Origin of the sequence: Pseudomonas putida, from assembly GCF_009883635.2 — a bacterium.
Lineage (GTDB): Bacteria > Pseudomonadota > Gammaproteobacteria > Pseudomonadales > Pseudomonadaceae > Aquipseudomonas > Aquipseudomonas putida_W.
This window is the reverse complement of the sequence record NZ_CP026115.2, coordinates 5752643-5773364: the sequence shown is the minus strand read 5'-3', so window position 1 is coordinate 5773364 and position 20722 is coordinate 5752643. Positions and strand designations below refer to the sequence as shown.

Here is a 20722-nt window from a genome sequence, read left to right as displayed (position 1 = left end):
CTTGCAAATACAACCCAACACTCTAAAAATTTTTGTGCAGATGGCACCTGCGGTGGCGATTTTCAGGTACTCGTACGCCTGAAATTTGAGGATATGGCTGGCGCTGGTTTCGCACGGGTACCACCAGGCTCGAATCGCGAGCTACGAATCCTCGAACGAGTACAAATGTACTCCACAATGTACTACTGGTTGAAGGCTATCAGTACTAAGCCTGTGAGCCATCCGCTTCGCTCAATGAACCCAGCGCTGCAAGTTCTGCTTCTGCTCTGGCGAGCTTATGTACCAGACCCTCCTCCCTCAGCTTCGCGGCTGCAACCTCCGACTGAGCGTCGCCGGCCTCTTTAGATTTGGCTTCCAACTGGCTAGCGAGCAGTTCCTTGGCACCTTCCGCACGGGCAGTAGCGGCATTAGCAATGCCTAGGTCACCCCGCAGACGTTCGAGGGCCTCGCGATGGTGCGAGTTCTCTTTGGTCTGTTGGCGACTCTCGGCAATGAACCGCTCGTTATCCCGGATCAATCGGGAGATTTCCTCCTGTTTGACCATGAGCGTTTGCTGAAGGACGGTCAGCTCCTGCTGCATTTGATAGGTCTGGGACTCATGGCGGCTCAGATCCTGGTCTCGCTGCTCCTTGACCGAAGCACGATAGTGTTCGAGGGCCTCCCGGGCATGCGCATGCTTTTGCTCCAAGGACTGAATCTGCCCGTCCTTTTCTTGAACCCGCACCTCTAAATCAGTGCAGCTCTGGCTGAGCCTGGCGTTGCGTGTGAGCTCGGTCTGCAGTGAGGAATGAGTCGTTTTGAGCTCTTCATCCTGCGCTTGCATAGCTGACTGCAGCGTGGCGATCTGGTCTTTCGCCTGGTCTAGCTGACGTTGAAGTGTATCCACCTCCTGCTTCATCGCCTGGCGCTCAAGATCAAAGGAGGCACGTTCATGCGCCAGCGCCTCGCTCCCTTCCTCCAGCAAACGCTCCAGCATTTTGCCCACTAGCTCAGTCAGCTCATCGCTTAGCCTCGAAGGAGAAGCGGATGGCCGAGGGTCATGAGTCTCTATTTCCTTCAAATAGCGCTGAATTGTCGTCTTTGAGCCGGTATTTCCAAGTTCTATACGAATCGCGTCAATGCTTGGATTCTGGCCTCGGGCAATCAGCGCTTCACGAGCTTTGCGCACAAGCGCCAGGTTAATACCGCCTCTAGCCATGATCCCTCCTACGATTTCGTACTGTTTTACGTTTCATGTAATTACGTGCCACTTTATCACGTGTTAAACCATTTTCTACCTAGAATTTTGGCAAGACATAATCAAGAGTTATGGCTTGCCAGCCCTTAGAACGAGGGTAAAATCGCCTGAAAGGCGGTACAAATGGCCAAGGCTAGCCACCGAAGGCTGAAAACGGGGAAATGACGTGGTTGATATGATCAACAAGGCAGATAGGTACTTGGAGGCGAGCGTTCGTCAGAACACGTCGAAGAGCTATGCGGCCGCCCTCTCCCACTACGAAGTCACCTGGGGCGGTTTCCTGCCCACCACCACTGAGTCCGTTGTCCGCTATATCGCGGAGTACGCCGACCAGCTGGCGCTGAGCACGCTGAAGCAACGTCTAGCTGCGCTGGCGAACTGGCACCAAAGCAACGGCTTCCCCGACCCCACAAAAGCCCCCAAGGTCAGGCAGTTGCTGAAGGGCATCCGGGCGGTACACCCCGTGCAGCAGAAGCAAGCAGCTCCTCTGGCGTTATTGCATCTGGAAAAAGCAGTGGCGCACCTGGAGGATGAGGTTGTTCAGGCAAGAGCTGCCGGCAACATGGCGGCTCTACTCAAGGCGACCCGCGACATCGCTTTGCTCACCATTGGCTTTTGGAGGGGATTCCGCGGGGACGAACTGGCTAGGCTCACGATCGAGAATACGCATGCGGAGCGATACGTCGGGATCAGGTTCTATCTAGGGTCTTCCAAAGGAGACCGACACAACACTGGCCGTGAGTACAAGACACCATCACTGAGCAAACTGTGCCCGGTCGAGGCGTACCTGAACTGGATCGAAGCTGCTGGCCTCACTCGTGGCGGCGTGTTCAGGGGGATTGATCGCTGGGGCAATATCAGCGATCGCCCGATCGCAGCCCACAGCCTTATTCCTCTCCTCCGCGACACCTTGAATAGGTGTGGCTTGCCCTCCGAGATCTACAGTGCTCACTCGATCCGGCGAGGGTTTGCTACCTGGGCAGCGAGCTCAGGATGGGACATCAAGACACTCATGGAGTACGTGGGCTGGAGCGACATGAAATCTGCCCTTCGCTATGTCGAGCCGGCTCAGCAGTTTGGTGGGCTCATCAGAAAGCTGGAGGAATGAGTCAACCAGTCTCTTCGAGTCCGAAACGTCGATAGCAATGACCAAGCGACTTGCAGCAGTCCGCAGACACTTCACCTCAGCTGATGACCGAACCATCGATGGCCATGATGGATCTAAACGCCACACCATGAGCCTCAAAACCAAGCTTTGGCCAGTCAGACCGGTAATTCAGGCAATCATGATGATGCCCATGCACGACCATTTTTGCGCCCATTGCCTGGGCTAGTTCATCGATCTCTGAGAAACCGTGAGGATGGCAGCTGGGAGCCTCGTGGCAGACCAGAATGTCGGCCCTAACCATCGCGAGCGTGAAGTAGTCATCCGGGTAAATTGCAGAAAGCGCGTGCTGTCTTTTCGTCGCGAGTATGTCTGTGTGCTGCGGCCTGAGCGCCAGACGCTCGAGAAATTCCCGGTAATTTTGGATGCCGGTATCAGGGTTACCTGGTAGCCAAACTTGGGACTCGAATGTGCCACCCAGTCCCGCTATGCGATGGCCAGCAATCTCCACTACACGGCCATGCAGGCTGCGTTCAGCGAGGCCGCAGCTATGCAGGTTATGCCAATAGGCTGGACGATCAGAGTCATGGTTGCCGTGAATGAACCAGATCTCAGTGGTATCCAGGATCGGGCGCAGGATCATGTCCAGGGGTAAGCTGCATTCAAGGTCACCCAGGAAGACCACTGCCTCGGGGCGATGGAGCTTCACCAGCCTGATCACATGGTCAAAACGCCCATGTACGTCGCCCAGAAACCAAATCACTCGTTTCCCCCACGCATTCCTACGTCACCACCACGGGGTGATCGACTCGATGATTTCAGTGATTTGCCTCCTGTAGCGAACCAGCAAATAGCCACTGATCACAACAGCCTCTGGGAATGCAATGTAAGTCACAACGGGCTCTACAAACCTGTCGTCGATACCGAGTACGAGCAGCATTCCGAGGCTCAGGATCGCGCACGGTATGAAAACGAGCGCGAGTACAGTGAAAGCCACGCTCACCACATAGATCAACTCCATCAACGTCCTGAACACCAGGTGTTGCTCCTTAAAATGGGTCATTAACCAGCGACAGATCTGAACGAGTCTATAGCTCTGCATGAGCTTACAGTGGCACGTAGCCCTGCGGGGGTTACTGATGCTGTTGTTCAGATAGCGAGGGCGTGCCCTTTCGGAGCCGGCTGTCGTGAACCAAGCCCCCGGCGTGCGCCGTGGTCTCGGCCCTCCGGGCGTCCATCCGTCACGCCTACGCGCTCCGCTTGTTGCGGCCAGCTTTACTAACGGAGGCCGTGATACAAGGTTTGCTTCCAACCTCACTAGGACACGCTAATCATGAAAGAGCTACGGACAGCTGCTGAAGTCCTTGAGCGCCTCAGCCATAACCAGGATGCGTTGCGCGCCGCCGTCGAAGAGCTAGCCAAATGGGTTGGTGATAGAGGCGCAGCCACGGTTGTGGACAACGTCAATGGGGCGCTTGCCACCTTGGACGACAATATCGATGCCGTTCGGGAAGGCATAGCAGAATTGGTAGCGGCGAGCGTAAAGCCATAGGCGGGCTCCTGCCCGAATAACCGATGCACTACAGAGACGAAAGTGTGCCGATGGAGCATTAACCATCGAAAATTCGGCTGAAGGCCGGCTATTGCCCCACCATGCTCGATCGCTAGTGCCCTTCCAGAAAGTAAATGGGCTGATTCAGTTGCCACATTAGTGCCTTTGTGTGACTGGCCAAAATCTGCCCCATGCGCCTATGGTCTCTATGGCTCGGACAATGAGCGGTACCACTCAGCGTAAGGCGTGTTGATTGCCCTATAGCGGTTGTAGTCCGGACTGCCGTCGCCCCACCACACCGGGCCCCTCTCCCCTAGTGCCCTTTTCGCCTGTTCTACTTCTGCTCTTGCGGTTCGCATCTGATCTGCATCATCCGATGCCTTCGCTTCTTTAACGGCTCGCCGCGCCTCCCTCAGTGCGTCCACCAGATGCTGACGCTCTTCATCAGAGAGCGAGGGATTGCTACAGCGCCAGGGCTGACCTTTGACTACGAAATAGCGACCGTCTGGTGTCGTTGGATGCATATCGCGGATCTCACGGCTGATACGTCACAGATAACCAAGACACTGCAGGGACTGCAGAATTTTCCCTTCTGTCAGAGCGGACTCAGGTTGCACGACCCAAGGCTCCCGGCCATCAGCATTCTGTCTAGGGGTCTGTCTAATAATTGGCTGTAGAACAAAAGAGCACATTTGTACTCCACAGGAAATTCAGCCTATCAGTCAAACCTCCCCGAGCTACCGTTCGAGCGTGGATGTGATTCCTGGGTCTCTTCCGCAAGGATCAGAAGCCGCTCCCACTGATCGTTGCTCAAGACTCCGCAGTCTAGAGCTGCAGCGATGTAACCAGTAGCAAGGCCAAAGCGGTACGTGACTTCGTCTACACCCTTGGCTAAGCCGATGGCTTTGATGCGCAGGAGGGCCCTTTCAATGATGCGAGCCTCATCCAAGCTTTCGTCGATTGAAGCCATCACGTCGCTCCTTTGTGTGAAAGGGAATATCCTCGATCGGATGAGCGAAGGAAGATGCGTATGACTCTAGACGACTGCAGTGACTCCTCTCCAAGCACGCTGACTACTCGAGAGGTCTGCCAGGTGTTACGAGAGGTAGTGCTCGGACGGCGGACAATGACCAAGGTCGGCATTCAGTCTTGGGAGCAGGTGTACGCCTGCCATTTCGAAGTGGATGTAGAGGGATGGCGGATCACGATCTACAACGACTGTGATGAACTGGACTACTGCGAGCGGTGTGTGAGCCCGGAGGGAAAGCGCTGGGACTTCGATTCAGGCGATCGGACAGATCCGGTTGCACTGCTATCAACGTGGGAGCATCAAACCTTGGAGCGGATGTTGAAAGCCCTGTAAAGCGATGAGGGCGCGCCCTGCCGGGCCCGACTGTCGTGAATCGAGCCATCGTCGTGCGCCGACGTCTCGACGCATAGGCGTCCCTCCTTCACGGATACGCGCTCAGCTTGCAGTCAACACCATCGTAGTGCCCTCGTCGCCTCGACCACCGAGCTCAAACTCTGAAGCGAGCTACCGTTTCAAGCAGGGCTCCTGCCATCTGCGCCAATTCCAAACTTGCTGCCTGGCTTTGCTGCCCTCCCACCAAGACTTGTTCGGACACGTCACGGATCCCGACCAAATTTCGATCTACCTCACGCGCCACTAGGGCCTGCTCCTCCGTGGCGCTCGCGATCAGCAGATTGCGCTCGTTGATCTGCGAGATTGAACGGGCGATTTCGTCCAGCGCATCGCCGGAGCGTTGCGCGACTTCCAGGGTCGACTGCACCAGATGACTGCTGCTCTGCATGGCGTTAACAGCCTGCACTGTATCGAGCCGAATATTGCCTATCATCTGTTCGATTTCCTGAGTCGACATTTGAGTACGATGGGCCAAAGCCCGTACCTCATCCGCGACCACCGCGAAACCGCGTCCGGCGTCGCCGGCACGAGCTGCTTCGATCGCCGCGTTGAGGGCCAACAAATTGGTTTGCTCAGCAATGCTACGAATAACGTCAAGTACCGAGCTGATTTCTTGCACACCTTTGGCCAATTGCTGGATACGCTCCGAGGTATCCGTCATGCCTTCCGCCAGCGTGCTAATAGAAGACACCGTTTCCCGGACTTGCTCACGGCCGAATAGGGCAGTTTGCTCGGACACCCTTGACGCTTCACTGGTACTGACCGCATTGCGTGCGACCTCATCGACAGCCGCCGTCATTTGATTGACCGCCGCCGCAGCCTGCTCGATCTCCAGCCCCTGCAGCTGCAGACTGCTGCGGGTCTGGCCACTTACCGCGGTGAGTTCTTCGGAAGAGCTTGCCACCCGTTGGGCCGACGCCGCGATGTGTTTCACCATCGCATTCAAGCTTTGCTGCATCTGGTGCATGTTCATCATCACGCTGTCGTCAGTACTTGCATTCAATGGCACCTGAATCGTCAGATCACCCTGCGCGATTTGGCTCAGTACCCGTGCAGCATCATTGGGCTCGCCACCCAAAGGTCGGGTGACACTGCGCGTCACTATGACCGCAGCGACGATGACAGAGGTCAGGCAAAACGCGAGTAATCCCAACATGTTCAGTTGGGCATCGTTGTACAGCGTCTGTGCCGACTTTTCGCGATCGGCGAAGATCTGCCCTTGTAGCGCTATCAAGGAATCCAAGCTTTTATAAACCTGCTGTTCGGCTGGGACAACGCGCTGTTTTAACTGTGTCATCGCGTCATCAAAAGCCCCCTGCCTGATCAACACCTGCACCTGGGTGAACGCCGAGACGTATGCCTCGCGGTTCTGTTTCAGGGCAGCGTAGGCAGCCTTGCCATCCGGAGAATCGAGCAACGGCTCAAGCATTTCGAGTGCTTTGCTGATTCGCTTTTTAGTGGCCTCAATGGCTTGTTGCGCTTGCTGATTCTCCTTGTCGATCAGCAAATCCCTCGTGTTCCTAGCGTTGTCTCGCACACCTGTAGCGATGACCATGATCGGATCAATTTTCGGCCAGTCCTGTTTAACGATCACCATTGCCTGGTCTTTCAGCGTTGCCAGATCGTGCAACGCATAAAAAGTCAGGCCAATCAGAACCATCGGCGCAATTGCAAAACCGATAACAATACGTCGTGCCGTGGTTAACTTGGCCATATCAAAAGCTCCCTGAAAAATTTCCGACCGTTGGGTATCACCTTTCATACCAACAAGGCCCATGAGCTCTACATCCGAAGCACTCTCGGTCGCTTAGTGCCCGCGAATATAGTGTTCCAATTGCCGGATTAGGTCAGCCTGCTCGACGATGGCCTCTTTCACCAGATCACCGATTGATAAGAGGCCAATGAGCTGATCACCTTCCACCACTGGTAAATGGCGCAGATGTCTTTCGGTCATGACTTCCATGCAGTGCTCAATACTCTGAAGACTGTCTGCCGTTACGACTGGTGCACTCATAATGGCCCTGACCGGCGTACCGACCGAAGATCGCCCGTGTAGAACAACTTTACGGGCGTAGTCGCGTTCGCTGATAACTCCGACCACCTGCCCTTCCTCGATCACGGGTAAAGCACCTACATTTTTTTCCGCCATCATCTTCAGCGCTTCATACACCATCTGATCTGGCGCGATGCTATGTACCTGCTGGTTTTGCAAGACCTTCAGTTTCAGCAATTGTGCGGCTGTTTTCATGAACGGCTCCAATGCTATTACGGATAAAAAACGCAAAAAAAGGCGCTTGAACCATTCGGTTCCAAGCGCCTTTGCCTGTTCTTTTGCAGTGTTAAAGCCAGATATACCTGAGTGAGCACCAACGTTGTTCGTGGTCTGCTCGACACATCGATCATCGTTGACCGAGAACGTGTCCAGAGAAAACGTGGTAGGTAAACCTAATGGAGGTCTTGCAGCCTTTGTGCCAGCTGGCAGCAAAGACATCTCGTCGTGCAGGAGATCAGGCCCCGATCTATAGATGGATATCAAGGCGACTGCGCTCCACTCGAGTTGCTGTGGCGTGAGCGGCCACGCAGAGAGGGCGAGCTACTCAAATAAGCAAATCGATGAGCTTAAGGCTAATGGGTGTGAAGTCCATCACTCCGCTTCCGACTGGTGCATGTTGTTATGCACAGCGCTTTACAACAGTGCATCTCCTGGTTGGATTGATCGCTCGACTAGACGACTGCGACAACACTTCCCCAAGCGTCCTCACTACTCGCGAGGTCTGCCAGGTACTAGAAGAAGTCGTGTTCGAGCGACGGAGAATGACCAAGGTCGAAAATCAGTGCTGGGAGCAGGTTGACGCATGCCATTTCCAAGAGGGCGTGCCCTACCAGGCCCGGCTGTCGTGAACCGAGCCATCGCCTTGCGACGTCTCGGCCCTTCGGGCTTCCATCCGTCACGCCGGCGCTCCGCTTGCTATCACTCACTTTCTGCCTCCTCCAAATCGTTCGTGGCTAGAACGGTCTGCTTTTCCAAGCGGCACCACTGGGCTCAAGCGCTATAGCGTTTAGCAGCTTTTACTAGTGGCTAGTCTCGGATGGGCCGCCAAGTACGCGCAACTGGTAGTCATTGACTGCCTGGAACCTGTGTTCAGCCAACAACCGCAGACGCTGGAGCTCCGCGTCGCTGACACCCCCAGCTTGTGCCTCGTGATAACGTTTCATAGCTTCCACAGCATCGGCGTACATCGGATGGTCAGGAAGCAGAACGCTGTTGAGATCCTTCACCATTGTGGTTACTCCAATGCCTTAAAGCCTAGATAGCTAATTGTCGATGCCTATGGCCTGCTGCTTTCAACGCTCGGATCACCGGGATCATCTGGGTAACAGTTTAGCGATTCGTGACGACCATCACAGGGTTATCGCTGCCTTTGCTTCTGGTCTGCGTAGAAACATTCACATGATCGCCCGCACTAATGAGTCGAGTCACCCAAGGTGCCAGCTTTGCAAGATTGGTAGTCGATCACGGTGTGGTAGAGGTGATCCGCCTCGATACGAAGGCGCTCAAGTTCCGCGTCGGGTCGGCCCTCGGCCATTGCGTCGTTGTATGCACGGATCGCCTCAAGCGCTTGCTTCAGCAAAGGCTCGCCCGCTTCTGTGATGCCCAACAGTGTTCTCTTCATCAAACCTCCGCCAGCGACCTTGTTTGCATCCAGGTGTAAGTGATTCCGTTCCAATCAATGACCGTCAGGTGTCATCAGACAAAAGCTCCTATGTTTTGCGCCCAGGAGCACATCTGTACCCTTTGCATGAAAACGAACTATACCGCTTGATGGCGAAACGCTATCTACCGATAATCCCGCTCCAACCACTCATGCAAGGATCTGCTGTGAAGAAGCTCTACCTGGCGCTCCCGCTCTGCGCACTGCTGCTACAAGGCTGCGGAGTGACAATGGCCCGATATGAACCCAATTTCAAAAATGTGCAGCAACTCAAGCAGAATGCACCGTTACAACCTGTTCGCGAAGCGCAAGTGAATGCAGATGCCGGTCAAGACTCTCTGTCGGTGCGCATGAATTCCATCTCGTCACCTGCAGGCAGCGTCCCCCTGCACATCCAAGCAGCCATCAACGACGAACTTCGCCACGCTGGCCTGCTTGATCCACGGGCTGACCGGCAGCTGCAGGTACAACTGGTCAAAAGCCAGCTCGATTCCGGCGTAGCGAATGGTCATGGAGAATTGGCGGCCCGTTTCACGCTGCGCAAGGCAGGACAAGTGGTATATGAAACCACCAAAGATGTGCAGCGTAATTGGGACAGCAGCTTCATCGGAGCGATTGCCATCCCGGCTGCTGCGAACAACTACAACCCGATGGTGCAAGAGCTGCTCAAAAGCCTCTACAGTGACCCGCAGTTCGTACAAGCATTGAAGTGAAAAAAAAGAGCCGCGACTGCTGCGGCCCTTTTGCTATTCATCTCAGCCCCGCGATTGCTGGGTTTCAATCGCGGAGTACTTCATACGGTTGCTGTCGACCCAGTTCTTCAGGAGCGCGTTGACCTGACGGGTGAAAGTATCTGTAACCGCAGCCTTAGGAGTGTTGCCGACAAGAGGCAGGAACCAGATCCCGAGCCAAGTGTTGACCGCATCATGGTTAGTGTCCTTGCCCAACGACTGGCCACGATCGTCCAAGGTTTCCAGGCTCATAGTGAACTGATCGGTAGCCAGGGCTGGAATGATCGTGAACGTAAAACCGCTAATGAACGCCAATACCATTTGGCCACCGCCGGGCGGATGGTTGTAGACCTTCAGTCGTAGGCTGTAGTCACCTGGCTGCTTTTCGAACTCGTCAAAGGTAACGCGCCCAAACAGCCCCGACTCGTTCAAAGCACGTTTGAGCTCGGGTTTGAGCATGTCGCGAGCCTGCGGTACCTCGTTTGCCTGGGTGTTGCCGGGTGCCCCCTGGTAATAATCGAAGTCCACATAGACATTGGGCTTGATCGAGTAACTGGCCATCGAGGGCAGATCTACCGGCGCCACTTCATCCTTGGTAAAACTCGCGCATCCACCAAGGCTCAATGCCAAGGCAAGGCCAATGGCTTGTACAAATTGCATATCGACTTCCTTGCGTTAACGCTCCGTGCAACTCACACAGAGCTGCTGGGGATTCTAGTGACATAGCCATCAAAGCAAAAGGCCATCACGCATCTCTCCCTCTGCTGCCCGGCGCCGCCCTTTCATCCTCACTGAGGAGCGAGTGCCTAGGTGCACAAAGTGATTGGCGCCCACGAGCTCCCCTCCCTCGCAATACCCAATTCTTGACCGGTATTCCCAATGATCATCTTGGTGGCGCTACCCCTTCCATATTGCTCTTCACCGCCTATCCATCCAACCCAGGCATTCATTGGTGGATATCAGCCCTTTCGGCGACTGGCGATTTCAGTGACGCGCTTCTAGCGCCCGTTGTCAGTCAGCAGGGCCACGTATACCCTGATCAGTAGTCAGAAAGCGCCCCCTTGCGCCTGCAGGATATGGTGAAACATGGAAAAAACTCAGTTCAATGATTCTGGGTCGAGCATGACTCAGGTGAATGAAACCGATACTGGTGAGCCGCGCCCATCGCGCGCATTACAAGACGGCGCAGCTTATGAGCTGCCGCTGTGCCCGAATCGAATGGTCATCGCTGTTGAAGCTGTACGTGGCCCAGGTTTCGCTCTAGCCCTTCTAAGGGAGCACCTGCACCTTCGCGCTTCGGCACAGATCTTGTTCTCTTCGTATAGCAATTGCTATTTCCTGCTCGTCGACGACTTCGACCGCTTCCAAAACGTAAGGGTGGGTAAGCTCGAGGCCGTATCAACCATGCCTTTCCGATCAAGCGAAATCTTCAAAAACGAGATTTCGTCATGGACGCCGTCGGATATCGCTCGAGTAGTGGACGTTGAAGGTATCAAAGCACTGAACGAGCTTGGACTGATTTCCCCAGCGCCTTGAAGGTCTGATTCACAGAGGTCAGAGCGAATGAGGCCAGCCAAAGTTTTAGCCTGGTTGTTTGCGTCTGCCGGGCATCCCCCTACGGCTCAGTTTTGACGGAAGTCGTCTTAGCGCTGTCCGATGGTTGACTTTATTCGGCATCTGAGGCGGTTCCGGGAGGTTCTGGCTCCCACTGCTCGAACGCGTACAGCTCCGCCTACTCATCACTCTCTGAATTTGCATCGAACAAGTGAAATCCCAACGACTGCGATGATCTGGATTACTGCTAGCAAGCTGTAAGCCCAGAAGGGCAGCGTTGGGATTTTGGTTCAGGTGATCGAACAGATCCGATTGCTCTGTTATCTACGTGGGAGCATCAGCGACTCGAGCGCATGTTGAAAGCCTTGTAGAGCGCTGATGGCGTGCCCTACCAGGCCCGGCTGTCGTGAACCGAACCATCGTTTTGCGACGTCTCGACCCTTCGGGCTTCCATCCGTCACGCCGGCGCGCTCCGCTTGCCTTTCGGAGTATCCATCAACATGCTTCAAGTCATCTCTCACAGACGCATGCGAACATACGAGCCATGACACACACAGCCCAAATCAGCACCGACGAGGTCGATAACATTATCTGCGACCGCTGCGGCCAATCGTGTTACCCAACCGGCGAGCATGGCCTACTCAGCGCCGCTTGGGGGAAAGACTCTCAGCATGCAGGCGAGGCCTATAAACTTCACCTATGTGAGCCCTGCTTCTTCGTTTTGGTGTCGGCCATAAAGCACGAGCGCTGGACACTGTCCATGTTTACTGAGGAAGGGGACGCCCTGCTTTCCTATGAGAATTTCGGTCGGGTAGGCGTTTGCTAGGCATGCAGGAGATTCAAAAGTATGAGGCTCTTTTTGGATACCGAGTTCACCGAGCTTAGCGAGCAGGCCAAGCTGATCTCCTTGGCTCTGGTCAGCCAAGATGGCCGGGAATTTTACGTCGAACTGCTCGACTCCTGGCGAGTGGAGGACTGCAGTGAGTTCGTAAAGGAAATCGTACTTCCTCAGCTTTGGCACGGTGAGCACGCCCTGCCAATCATGGAGGCCAGGACTGCGCTGCTCACTTTCCTCGCTTCCTTCGAAACTGAGCTCGAGATCGTTACAGATGCACCCGAGTACGACTGGGAGCTGTTTTGCGAGCTCGCTTACGACGCTGGGCGTTGGCCTCAAAACGTTCGGAATCGTCCAACAGATGCGAGCACACTGTCTCCGATAAACGATGGGGAAGAGCTGCCGCATCATGCTCTTCTTGATGCTAGGATCATCGCCGGCATGTTCTCCAGTCCAACTCGTAGCTAGAGGTCGACCAGCTCGGAAGACCAGTTGCTAATGGGCTTGCTCGGCAGGGCCGCCAAGGGCTTGAAGCTGGTAATCAGTGACGGCTTGAAAGCGATGCTCAGCCATCAACCGAAGACGTTCCAGCTCCGCTCCACCTACACCATCAGCCTGGGCTTGGTGGTACAGCTTGAGCGCTTCTACAGTCTCGGTGTACAGAGGGTGGTCAGGCATCAGCACCTTGCTCAGATCTTTCTTCACGGTTTCTCCCATCTAGCATGGCTATCCCACTCGCTGCCATGCCAGCATGGCACAATCCAAGCAACGTGAGCCAAAGCATAGTCCATGAAGAACGTCAGGCTGATACGTCACGGCGAAAGCGACGCTAATGCAGGTAAACCTACTTGGGATCACGCGAGCCCCCCTTTGACGGCAACAGGGCTGGAGCAAGCCCATATGGTCGCTCAGTTAATCACCCCGCGCCCCTGGAATCTCCGTTCATGCGCGCCCAAACAACCGCGCTGGCCACAATGGCTCTCTATCCCGCAGCCGTCTTGGTGACCGCCCTGCCTCTTAGTCTATTGTGCTTCACATCGTTACTGCTCTGAGCTTGGCTCCTCGAGAAAGGCTGTCGTGAACCAAACCCTGGCCGCGCCAAGTTTCAGCTCTAGTGGGCTTCTATCCCGAAGCCTTCGACCCTAACGGGCTGGCGTGCCCCAGCTGAGAATCTGGCTACAAGTTGTGTAGGGTCGGTCGCCGGCAATTTTCTATCATTTCAGTACATGTAGTGCGAACCCCTGCCCAATATCTACCAACTGCAATTGAAGAGACGTACCACCACGACCAAAAAATTTCTCAGCCCGAACGCCTGTCAAATTTTGCTCAAACTTAAACGGAGTCGTAATCAGTTTTTTTACATCATTTTCGAACTCATGCAAATTACTCTCAATCCAGAAAATAGCATCGCGAGTAGAGTTTGCAGACGCCTTATTTTTAGTTTTTGAGTAAGGCGCCACCGGAGGGTATGCAGTTAGCTGATCAACATCATACCTCATGAAGATTCGGCATAGCACTCGCCCACCCTTAGCAACTCTTACAAGCAAATTAGAATCAGAAAACCCTCTTCTAGGCTCGGAGTTTTTCGCATCAATGGTGACTTGCCAGCTTGGCTGAGAGTGGATGCGCCCTATAGGATACTCAACCTCATTCTCAATGAATGAGTAGATAGTTTTATTGACTCTTACCCAGCCGATTTTTCCTGCCTTAGAAACGCAGAGATACCGAAACTTAGATCTCAGCCGGTAAATTCCATCGGGCATTGTCCAAGAGAGAAGATTTTCTCCTTTCAGTGAATGTTTCCACTCCATGCTTCTATCATCATATGCCGTGAACCAGCTACTGGCCCCAACAGGAGTCGACCCTTGCGGGCTTTCATTCTTGGTCATGACCCCCGAGGAAACTCCGGCCTCACCTGCTGCATTCATTCAAGTCTTCATCGACGCTGGACTGCCTTTTAGCGTACTGGGACTCATCTACGGTGACCCGCAGCAGATCTCCTCACACATGATCGCTTAGCCAGTCATCCGCAAAGTTGCCTTCACCGGATCTACACCTGCGGGCAAGCTCTCGCGGCACTTGCCGGCGCCCACATGAATCGAGTGACCATGGAGCTAGGTGGTCACGCACCGGTGATCGTCGCCAAAGACGCTGCCGTCAATTTCGCTGTGAGTACCGCAGGCCTCTCCACGTTTCACAAGACAGGCCAGGTATGCATTTCACTCACTCAGTTCAGCCCCCGTACCTGCGAACACCTAGAAGCATCAGCATAGAAAAGCCCCCATCAGGGGGCTTTAGCAAACCATAAGTGGAGTGTGTTACTGGGCAAGCCAGCCTTCCACCACGTCCCACCATACTGAAACCTCCACTCCTTGAGAAGCTTGTGATTGCCGCCCTTGGTCTCGATGATCTCGCCGTTGTGCGGGTTCTTGTATTGCTTGACCTGCCGTACACGGTGCGGGGCCTTATCAGATGCTGCCAGTGTAGAAACACGGCGGCGCGACTGAGGATCCAACGTGTTGAGAATGTCGCGCAGGCTGTAGCCATACTGACTCAGTAGGTCACGCAGTTTGGTTTCAAACTCGATTTCTTACTACTAGCTCAGAGCTGCCTTTCAGGTTTCAAGCTCTGCGAGTTGAGCCGCGAGCTGCTGTATAACTCTGTGTTGGAAGGATTCTATGCTGATCGCTGCCCAAGCGATCACCGCCTAAGCCTGGTATGACCTCGAACATGATGCGAGCCGACGTCGACCGGCCCTCTGTTAGTGTAGCGGGTATGGCCCCGGCGCACATGACCACTGACATTCTGCAGTATCGGCCCATCCGGGATAAAGGACAACGGGTCGCTGTGCTTACGGTACAGATTCGGCCTATTCAGGCTGAGCCAGGACGAGAACTCAGCAACATCAACGTCTGACGCACACACCATGCGGTAAGCGTCGATAAGCTCACGGTTTCGGTAAAGGTAGTAGCGCTTCAGCCAGCCGAGCCGCTGCTCGCTCTCTCTGAGTTTCGCGAGATGCGAAGCCTCGTCTAGGCTCGCTTTGAAGCCCACCATCCATGTCAGGAAGACAAAGGCCACCAGCAAGATGATTGCGACATGCTGTTTGTCGTAGATGAAGGTGTAAATTGCCCAGGGTGATGGTGTATCGAATATCCACCAGGAAATTACAAACGCTGGAAGCCCAAACGGTGGCAAGATCATCAGGCCAATGCCCAATCCGATCAATACCCCGACGATTGATGCGATTTTCTCTCCAACATTAAACATCCATGCTCTCCATTTTCTTGCAAAAGTAAGCCCCGCCTTGCAAGTAACTTTCGACTGCGGGCTGGGCGGGCCAACTCCCGCCTCTGTTGTGCAACGCATCTACGCGAGATAGTTTCGCTAGACAAGCGGCCCGCAAGCACATTCAGCGAACTCGGCGACCCCTGCTGTCGGTTTTTCTTGAATATACATCTCGCATAAAAACGACAGGTTGTTCTATGCGTTCGCCCTAGCCTCCTCCGCATACCAAAGCAGAGCATCAAGTTCAGCTAGATTTTTAGCAGGGTAATCCTTCGTTCGCTTGAGAGCAGTGCGGAGATGCCTAGCTGCATAGATGTACCTGTCTCCCTCAGAAAGCCCCCCTAGCGTACAAGCCCGCTTGCCCTCAGCCAATCTTTGATAGGGCTATTCGCCACATGATAAACACTTGGGAAAAACTGACACAACATCTCTGTAAAAAGAGAGCCTCTAGTAGCGAGTGAGATATCGCTCATCCTGTTTAGTTCTCGAATGACAACCGAGTCCCTTTCTACTTTTGGGGAATCCATGACACGAACCAGGCTCTTGGACAACTCCCTGTGGTCGCAGTGCTTGCCCTTTATTTCCCACCCCTTAGCCTGGAATCGGCTTCCGCCATCCATCGACCAGAGCTCACAAAGGGTGTCGTAGAAAGCTAGGTTTTTTTTCGAACTCCACTTTGCAGTGCCAGCGGCATCCCTAAAGAGCTTTTCCAGATCGTCTCTTTGCGACTTGAAGACTCTCATAGCGGCACGACGAGAACGAAGGATTTTATCCACCATCTCCAAGTCGATCGGGAGCGGGAGGACATATTCGACGGAATAGTTACCGCTATCCTCATCTGCAGCGCCCCTCTTACTCGGCTTGGGTTGACGAGTAGCCTCTACATAGCCTTCCAGCCATTTAGCATCAACAACAACCGATTGAGGCGGCTCCAACCCAAGAACCCAGGCTCTGGACTGCTGGAAAGTCGTCTCCAAAATTTCGGTAATGCCATTAATTTCGTGGTTATCGGTGAAGGCAGCTACGGAGAGATTTGATGAGCCGATCAAGGCGTAGCACTTGTCGTCAGTCTCTCTCCAAAACATCGCCTTGGGATGGAAACCCTGAACACCCTCTGCTGCAAAGAACTGCGCCTTGTACCGGATGGGGAGCCATTTCAGGACGCTCTCGCACGCGACTTTACGAGTAAGGCCAAAATCTTGGCCAACCACCATCATGAACTGCTCACAATGGCTTCCGAGCTTTTCCTCTATATCCCAGTTCGTCAGATACGCGCTGACGATGTATAGTTCTTTGGATTCGGTGATCGCACGATGGTAGTAGCTTTTCAGGTTCTTCTGATCGGCCTTCTGGGATAGAAAAATCAGCTCCATCAAAAATCCTATTTCGGAGTGATGAATTAGACCAGCTTTTCACAAGCCGGCATCAAGATCCAACTGAGGCTGCATGGGTTGATGGCATTCGTCGGATCCTACTAGCAACTGGTACAGTTTGCCTACTTCTATAGCATCCTACCAACAAACTAATCAATTTATGACTGTCTCTCGTCCAGCAGGGACAGCGCCTTCCGCGATATCGGCAGTAGATGCTTCAAGGTCGACGATACGAGGATCCCTGAGTTCTATCCACTTAGCTGAACTACCTGGATAGGTCTATGATCCAGGTCGCTATTGAAAAAGCCCCAAACAGGGGGCTTTAGCAAGCTACTGGTGGAACGTATTACTGGGCGAGCCTGCCTTCAACCACGTCACCACCATACTGGGCTGTCCACTCCTTGAGCAGCTTATGGTTACCGCCTTTGGTCTCGATGACATCCCCGCTGTGCGGATTCTTGCATTGCCCAAAAATCTCGGGCTTGGACGTTTCTGGCGCTCAACGGTGCACTTGAGCCGGGCGCCTATGTATATAATGGCTTTTTGAAACCATCTGCGGCGGAAAGTGATTTTTATGCTCAGGTTGCCCACCCCCATTGTCGGATTGGTATTACTGGCACTGAATCTCTTCTCCGATTTGACTTACGCAAGGGATGTAAGCGTAAGGGGCTACACCCGCAGGGATGGAACCTATGTCGCACCGCATCATCGCTCGACGCCCGATGGAAACTTTTACAACAACTGGAGCACTCTGGGGAACGTGAACCCGTATACAGGCAAAGTGGGAACACTCACCTCACCGAGCCATGGAGGGTATACCTCGGCACCATCCAGCTCACCAGGATATGTACCGAAGTCCGGATATGTCCCTGATGCTGAATACGTTCCGAAGACCGGTTATGTACCGAAGGCCGAATCTATGGCGCCGAAGGTAGCCGTGCCGATAAATGCCGTTCCCAATAGCTATGGCGCCGGTTGGATGTGCAAGCGAGGTTACAGCAAGTCAGGGAGCACGTGTATTGAGGTACATCCTCCCGAGAACGCCACTATCAATTACTCGGGTGATGGGTGGATGTGCAATCGGGGCTACAGCCGGTCTGGCGGGGAGTGTGTTGCGGTTCGTCTGCCCCAAAACGCTGTGATCAATTACTCCGGCGATGGCTGGATGTGTAAGCGAGGCTACAGCCGGTCTGGGGGTGAGTGTGTTGTGGTTCGCCCGCCGCAAAACGCCGTGATCAATTACACCGGCGATGGTTGGATGTGCGAGCAGGGCTACAGTCGGTCTGGTAATGGTTGTGTTGCGGTTCGCCCGCCCCAAAACGCCGTGATCAATTACACCGGCGATGGCTGGATGTGCGAACCGGGTTACCGACAATCTGGGAGCGAGTGCCTTTCTGTTAACGCTTCGGTTAATGCACGGTTGAAATGACTGGGTTTGCAAGAAGGTATAGCCGTAAGCATTGGATGAGTTCCCGGCCATCATTTCGGATTATCGGGCTGCTTATCTCCCAACGGCTGACCTTGCTACCGGCTGAGCAGCCGCAAACACCTCCCCCGTGATTTCGTTACGACGGCAGAGGTCAAGCAGCATCACCTCCGACTTGCTGTAACGGAAACCCTCCCGGCAAATCCGCTCGACGCCCTCCTGCGCAGCTTCTACCAGCAAACGCGGTCATCCGTGGGGTACAGCAACTCGACCAGTGTGCCGTTGGCGCACTTCGACCTATCCAGATCCAACATGCCCGTGCGAATGTGAACCGGTTGAGGTTTGCAAAGCTCCATGCACAGAGCTTTTCGACTGCCCTGAAGTTGCAGTTGGCGACGGTTTCTTTGGTTGGAGCCAAAGCGGTTACCGTATTCGCTCAGGGCTTGGATCCCACCATAGTGCGCACGATATGGTGTTGCAGGTATTTCTCCGCTTCCGGTTCAAAATCGACCTTATGTGAGTTGGCCAACTGATGGATCTCTCGCTCTTTCTTACTCAGTTTCACTAAGGTCTATTCAGTTTTTTCGGGGAAAGCTGCCATCCGAAGCAGGTAAAAATTTCTGCCACAACTGGTGGCACATGGCCGCACACCAACTACTCTGAAAGGCCACGCCTACCGTAGACAGGGAATTCCCGCCATGCACTCCTTGAGTAAAATACACATCAAGAACTTCCGCTCGTGCAAGCAAGTGATCTTACCTCTGGGCGATTTCACTCCGCTGGTGGGTCAAAACAACGCGGGAAAATCTACCATTCTCGATGCGATTAGGCTGGTACTTGCACCAAAGGCATTTGCAAGAACAGATGCCAATGACCCAACCCAGCCAATTGTCATCAGCGCTTGCGTTTCTGGGATCACAGAAGAGCTCATAGCTCAGATTCCTGAAGCTCGGCACCGAACAGCCATTGCTCCCTATTGCATCGGCGGCGATCTTTGGATACGAGTATCTGCGCTTGGAACGGCCAGGCCATCTGCTGAGGTCTGGGAAAATGGTGATTTAGATGAGCATGGTCTCCCAACCTCCTGGCGTACCTACCCGACTGGTCTGCCCCAAGCAATTTCAGCTCTACTTCCAGAAGCACTCCATATCCGCGCCATGGACGACGTGCAGGAGGATTTAGGTAAAGGAAAGGCCGGCAGCACAATTCGAGGATTGCTCGACGAGATCATGTCGCCGATCCTCACAGCCCACCAAGAAGTTCAAGATGCGCTCGCGGCGGTGAGAAATATCCTGGCTGCCGATGGTGAGAACCGCTCTCCTCTTCTTGCAGAGTTCGACACCAACGCCAATAACGCTCTCTCGAGCTTCTTTCCCGGCCTAGTGCTAAATCTCGACGTGCCGTCAATCGATGTAAAAGAGTTTTTCAAGAGCGGTGACCTGAATGTAACCGATGAGATTTCTGGTGAAACCAGGCGATTCGACACCTTGGGCAGTGGTGCCCAGCGTGCGATTCAAATGGCTCTAATCCGTCTTCTAGCCGATATCAGAAGAAACCGCGATCAAGACCTCTCCCGACGCCTGTTGTTGATTGACGAGCCAGAGATTTTCCTCCATCCACAGGGGGTCAGGGGCTTGAGGGAGGCACTTCATGTGCTTTCCAGGTCTGGTTACCAGGTGGTGTTCACTACACACTCGCCCTTGATGGTGAGCAGGGATAACGCCCCTGATACGGTGATCGTCCGTAGATCACGGGAGAATGGTTCCGAGGTTCGCGTGCCGATGGGAGCCGCAGTTGCTCATGCAATGGGAGAGGCACAAGCTCAATCTCGAACTCTTTTCGAGCTTGGAAACATTGCCGAAATATATTTCGCTGAAAAGGTGATCCTCTGCGAGGGTAAGACCGATCAGAGGTTACTGCCGCTCATTTACGAAAAACTCTATGGAGTAAGGCCTGAGCTTGAGCGTATCTGCTTTGTTGCCCTCGGCAGCTGTACCTCCATCCCTAAGGGCTTTTCTGTGCTGACGGCAATGGGCATCAAATGCGGCGTGATCGCAGATTTAGATTTTGCATTTACTCATGCTAGGGGGCCTTGGCTGCAGAAAGAATGCGAAGAGATGAATAAGGTTAAATCCGTACTACAAACCATCAGCCAGGCTGAAGGCTTCCAGCTGGGTGGTAACGGAATGCCTCAAAACTCCAGGAACAAGTCAGCTGCTGACTGCTGGGCTGCCTTTGCAGGACATCCTGAAGGCCAAGCACTCGCGAACGATGCTCATGAGGCGATGAAAGAATTCAATACCTGGGTCTGGCCAATGGGTTGTATCGAGGATGCCTTGAACATCGAGGATAAGGGGGAGGCAGCTATAATCGCTCAGGAAGACATCATTAGGGATTGGCAGCCAGCGGTGATTGATCAGGAGTATCCTGTTTTCCGTAGCACCTTGGATTGGATGCGAGCCATCTAAACGAGGGTAATGCCTTA

23 protein-coding genes and 3 pseudogenes are annotated in these 20722 nt (G+C 54.0%); 10 read left to right on the top strand and 16 right to left on the bottom strand.

Going from position 1 to position 20722, the window contains the following annotated elements:
* Positions 1-205 precede the first annotated feature (205 nt).
* On the bottom strand, positions 206-1198 hold the full coding sequence (locus C2H86_RS26305) for a DNA-binding protein (RefSeq protein WP_159410570.1): 993 nt from the start codon (positions 1196-1198) through the stop codon (positions 206-208).
* Between the two features lie 214 nt (positions 1199-1412).
* Between C2H86_RS26305 and C2H86_RS26300 the strand changes: the two genes are divergently transcribed.
* The gene (locus C2H86_RS26300; RefSeq protein WP_240349739.1) at positions 1413-2345 is read left to right on the top strand and encodes a tyrosine-type recombinase/integrase; all 933 of its coding nucleotides are present in this window, start codon (positions 1413-1415) and stop codon (positions 2343-2345) included.
* A gap of 76 nt (positions 2346-2421) precedes the next feature.
* On the opposite strand, the gene C2H86_RS26295 is transcribed toward C2H86_RS26300, so the two are convergent.
* Positions 2422-3105, bottom strand: coding sequence for a metallophosphoesterase family protein (locus C2H86_RS26295; protein ID WP_159410568.1), 684 nt, complete (start codon positions 3103-3105; stop codon positions 2422-2424).
* Positions 3106-3129: 24 nt separating this feature from the next.
* Positions 3130-3363, bottom strand: coding sequence for a hypothetical protein (locus tag C2H86_RS26290; RefSeq protein ID WP_240349649.1), 234 nt, complete (start codon positions 3361-3363; stop codon positions 3130-3132).
* A gap of 312 nt (positions 3364-3675) precedes the next feature.
* Between C2H86_RS26290 and C2H86_RS26285 the strand changes: the two genes are divergently transcribed.
* On the top strand, positions 3676-3894 hold the full coding sequence (locus C2H86_RS26285; RefSeq protein ID WP_159410566.1) for a hypothetical protein: 219 nt from the start codon (positions 3676-3678) through the stop codon (positions 3892-3894).
* 206 nt (positions 3895-4100) lie between these two features.
* On the opposite strand, the gene C2H86_RS28485 is transcribed toward C2H86_RS26285, so the two are convergent.
* Both C2H86_RS28485 and C2H86_RS26280 read right to left on the bottom strand, forming a co-directional pair.
* Entirely contained in the window at positions 4101-4418 is a 318-nt protein-coding gene (locus C2H86_RS28485) for a hypothetical protein (RefSeq protein ID WP_240349648.1), read from the bottom strand.
* Between the two features lie 194 nt (positions 4419-4612).
* Positions 4613-4864: a hypothetical protein gene (locus C2H86_RS26280; protein ID WP_159410565.1), complete on the bottom strand. Its 252-nt coding sequence runs from the start codon at positions 4862-4864 to the stop codon at positions 4613-4615.
* A gap of 156 nt (positions 4865-5020) precedes the next feature.
* Between C2H86_RS26280 and C2H86_RS26275 the strand changes: the two genes are divergently transcribed.
* Complete coding sequence (locus C2H86_RS26275) at positions 5021-5257, top strand: DUF7693 family protein (RefSeq protein ID WP_240349647.1); 237 nt, start codon at positions 5021-5023, stop codon at positions 5255-5257.
* Positions 5258-5411: 154 nt separating this feature from the next.
* Here C2H86_RS26275 and C2H86_RS26270 read toward each other — a convergent pair whose 3' ends face one another.
* The 4 genes from C2H86_RS26270 to C2H86_RS26260 form a co-directional block, all read right to left on the bottom strand.
* Positions 5412-7031: a methyl-accepting chemotaxis protein gene (locus C2H86_RS26270; RefSeq protein ID WP_159410563.1), complete on the bottom strand. Its 1620-nt coding sequence runs from the start codon at positions 7029-7031 to the stop codon at positions 5412-5414.
* A 93-nt stretch (positions 7032-7124) separates the two neighbouring features.
* Positions 7125-7565: a CBS domain-containing protein gene (locus C2H86_RS26265; RefSeq protein WP_159413005.1), complete on the bottom strand. Its 441-nt coding sequence runs from the start codon at positions 7563-7565 to the stop codon at positions 7125-7127.
* Between the two features lie 824 nt (positions 7566-8389).
* On the bottom strand, positions 8390-8599 hold the full coding sequence (locus tag C2H86_RS28480) for a hypothetical protein (RefSeq protein WP_240349646.1): 210 nt from the start codon (positions 8597-8599) through the stop codon (positions 8390-8392).
* A 182-nt stretch (positions 8600-8781) separates the two neighbouring features.
* Positions 8782-8991: a hypothetical protein gene (locus C2H86_RS26260; RefSeq protein ID WP_159410562.1), complete on the bottom strand. Its 210-nt coding sequence runs from the start codon at positions 8989-8991 to the stop codon at positions 8782-8784.
* 206 nt (positions 8992-9197) lie between these two features.
* On the opposite strand from C2H86_RS26260, the gene C2H86_RS26255 reads away from it, so the two are divergent.
* Positions 9198-9743, top strand: coding sequence for a hypothetical protein (locus C2H86_RS26255; protein ID WP_159410561.1), 546 nt, complete (start codon positions 9198-9200; stop codon positions 9741-9743).
* Between the two features lie 42 nt (positions 9744-9785).
* Here the strand turns inward: C2H86_RS26255 and C2H86_RS26250 are convergent, their stop codons facing one another.
* Positions 9786-10421, bottom strand: coding sequence for a hypothetical protein (locus tag C2H86_RS26250; RefSeq protein ID WP_159410560.1), 636 nt, complete (start codon positions 10419-10421; stop codon positions 9786-9788).
* 426 nt (positions 10422-10847) lie between these two features.
* Here C2H86_RS26250 and C2H86_RS26245 point away from each other — a divergent pair, with 426 nt between their 5' ends.
* From C2H86_RS26245 to C2H86_RS26240, 3 genes and pseudogenes are all read left to right on the top strand, one after another.
* Positions 10848-11297 (top strand): hypothetical protein, encoded by a 450-nt coding sequence (locus tag C2H86_RS26245; RefSeq protein ID WP_159410559.1) that lies wholly within the window; start codon positions 10848-10850, stop codon positions 11295-11297.
* Positions 11298-11620: 323 nt separating this feature from the next.
* A pseudogene (locus C2H86_RS28840) lies at positions 11621-11686 on the top strand (DUF7693 family protein); the annotation flags it as partial.
* 476 nt (positions 11687-12162) lie between these two features.
* Complete coding sequence (locus tag C2H86_RS26240; RefSeq protein ID WP_159410558.1) at positions 12163-12618, top strand: 3'-5' exoribonuclease; 456 nt, start codon at positions 12163-12165, stop codon at positions 12616-12618.
* A gap of 27 nt (positions 12619-12645) precedes the next feature.
* On the opposite strand, the gene C2H86_RS26235 is transcribed toward C2H86_RS26240, so the two are convergent.
* Positions 12646-12855, bottom strand: a complete 210-nt coding sequence (locus C2H86_RS26235) for a hypothetical protein (RefSeq protein WP_159410557.1) — start codon at positions 12853-12855, stop codon at positions 12646-12648.
* Between the two features lie 84 nt (positions 12856-12939).
* Between C2H86_RS26235 and C2H86_RS26230 the strand changes: the two genes are divergently transcribed.
* On the top strand, positions 12940-13155 hold the full coding sequence (locus C2H86_RS26230; protein ID WP_430738566.1) for a histidine phosphatase family protein: 216 nt from the start codon (positions 12940-12942) through the stop codon (positions 13153-13155).
* Positions 13156-13364: 209 nt separating this feature from the next.
* On the opposite strand, the gene C2H86_RS26225 is transcribed toward C2H86_RS26230, so the two are convergent.
* Entirely contained in the window at positions 13365-14039 is a 675-nt protein-coding gene (locus C2H86_RS26225) for a hypothetical protein (RefSeq protein WP_163985922.1), read from the bottom strand.
* Between the two features lie 204 nt (positions 14040-14243).
* Between C2H86_RS26225 and C2H86_RS28835 the strand changes: the two genes are divergently transcribed.
* The gene (locus C2H86_RS28835) at positions 14244-14423 is read left to right on the top strand and encodes an aldehyde dehydrogenase family protein (protein WP_430738565.1); all 180 of its coding nucleotides are present in this window, start codon (positions 14244-14246) and stop codon (positions 14421-14423) included.
* A gap of 45 nt (positions 14424-14468) precedes the next feature.
* Here C2H86_RS28835 and C2H86_RS28470 read toward each other — a convergent pair.
* The 4 genes and pseudogenes from C2H86_RS28470 to C2H86_RS26205 all read right to left on the bottom strand — a co-directional run.
* Positions 14469-14836: pseudogene (locus C2H86_RS28470) on the bottom strand (histone-like nucleoid-structuring protein, MvaT/MvaU family).
* Positions 14837-14850: 14 nt separating this feature from the next.
* Positions 14851-15420: a hypothetical protein gene (locus C2H86_RS26215; protein ID WP_159410555.1), complete on the bottom strand. Its 570-nt coding sequence runs from the start codon at positions 15418-15420 to the stop codon at positions 14851-14853.
* Positions 15421-15779: 359 nt separating this feature from the next.
* Complete coding sequence (locus C2H86_RS26210) at positions 15780-16811, bottom strand: phospholipase D family protein (RefSeq protein ID WP_159410554.1); 1032 nt, start codon at positions 16809-16811, stop codon at positions 15780-15782.
* Positions 16812-17157: 346 nt separating this feature from the next.
* Positions 17158-17277: pseudogene (locus C2H86_RS26205) on the bottom strand (transcriptional regulator); the annotation flags it as partial.
* Positions 17278-18935: 1658 nt separating this feature from the next.
* On the opposite strand from C2H86_RS26205, the gene C2H86_RS26200 reads away from it, so the two are divergent.
* On the top strand, positions 18936-20705 hold the full coding sequence (locus C2H86_RS26200; protein ID WP_159410553.1) for an ATP-dependent nuclease: 1770 nt from the start codon (positions 18936-18938) through the stop codon (positions 20703-20705).
* The last annotated feature ends 17 nt before the right edge of the window (positions 20706-20722 follow it).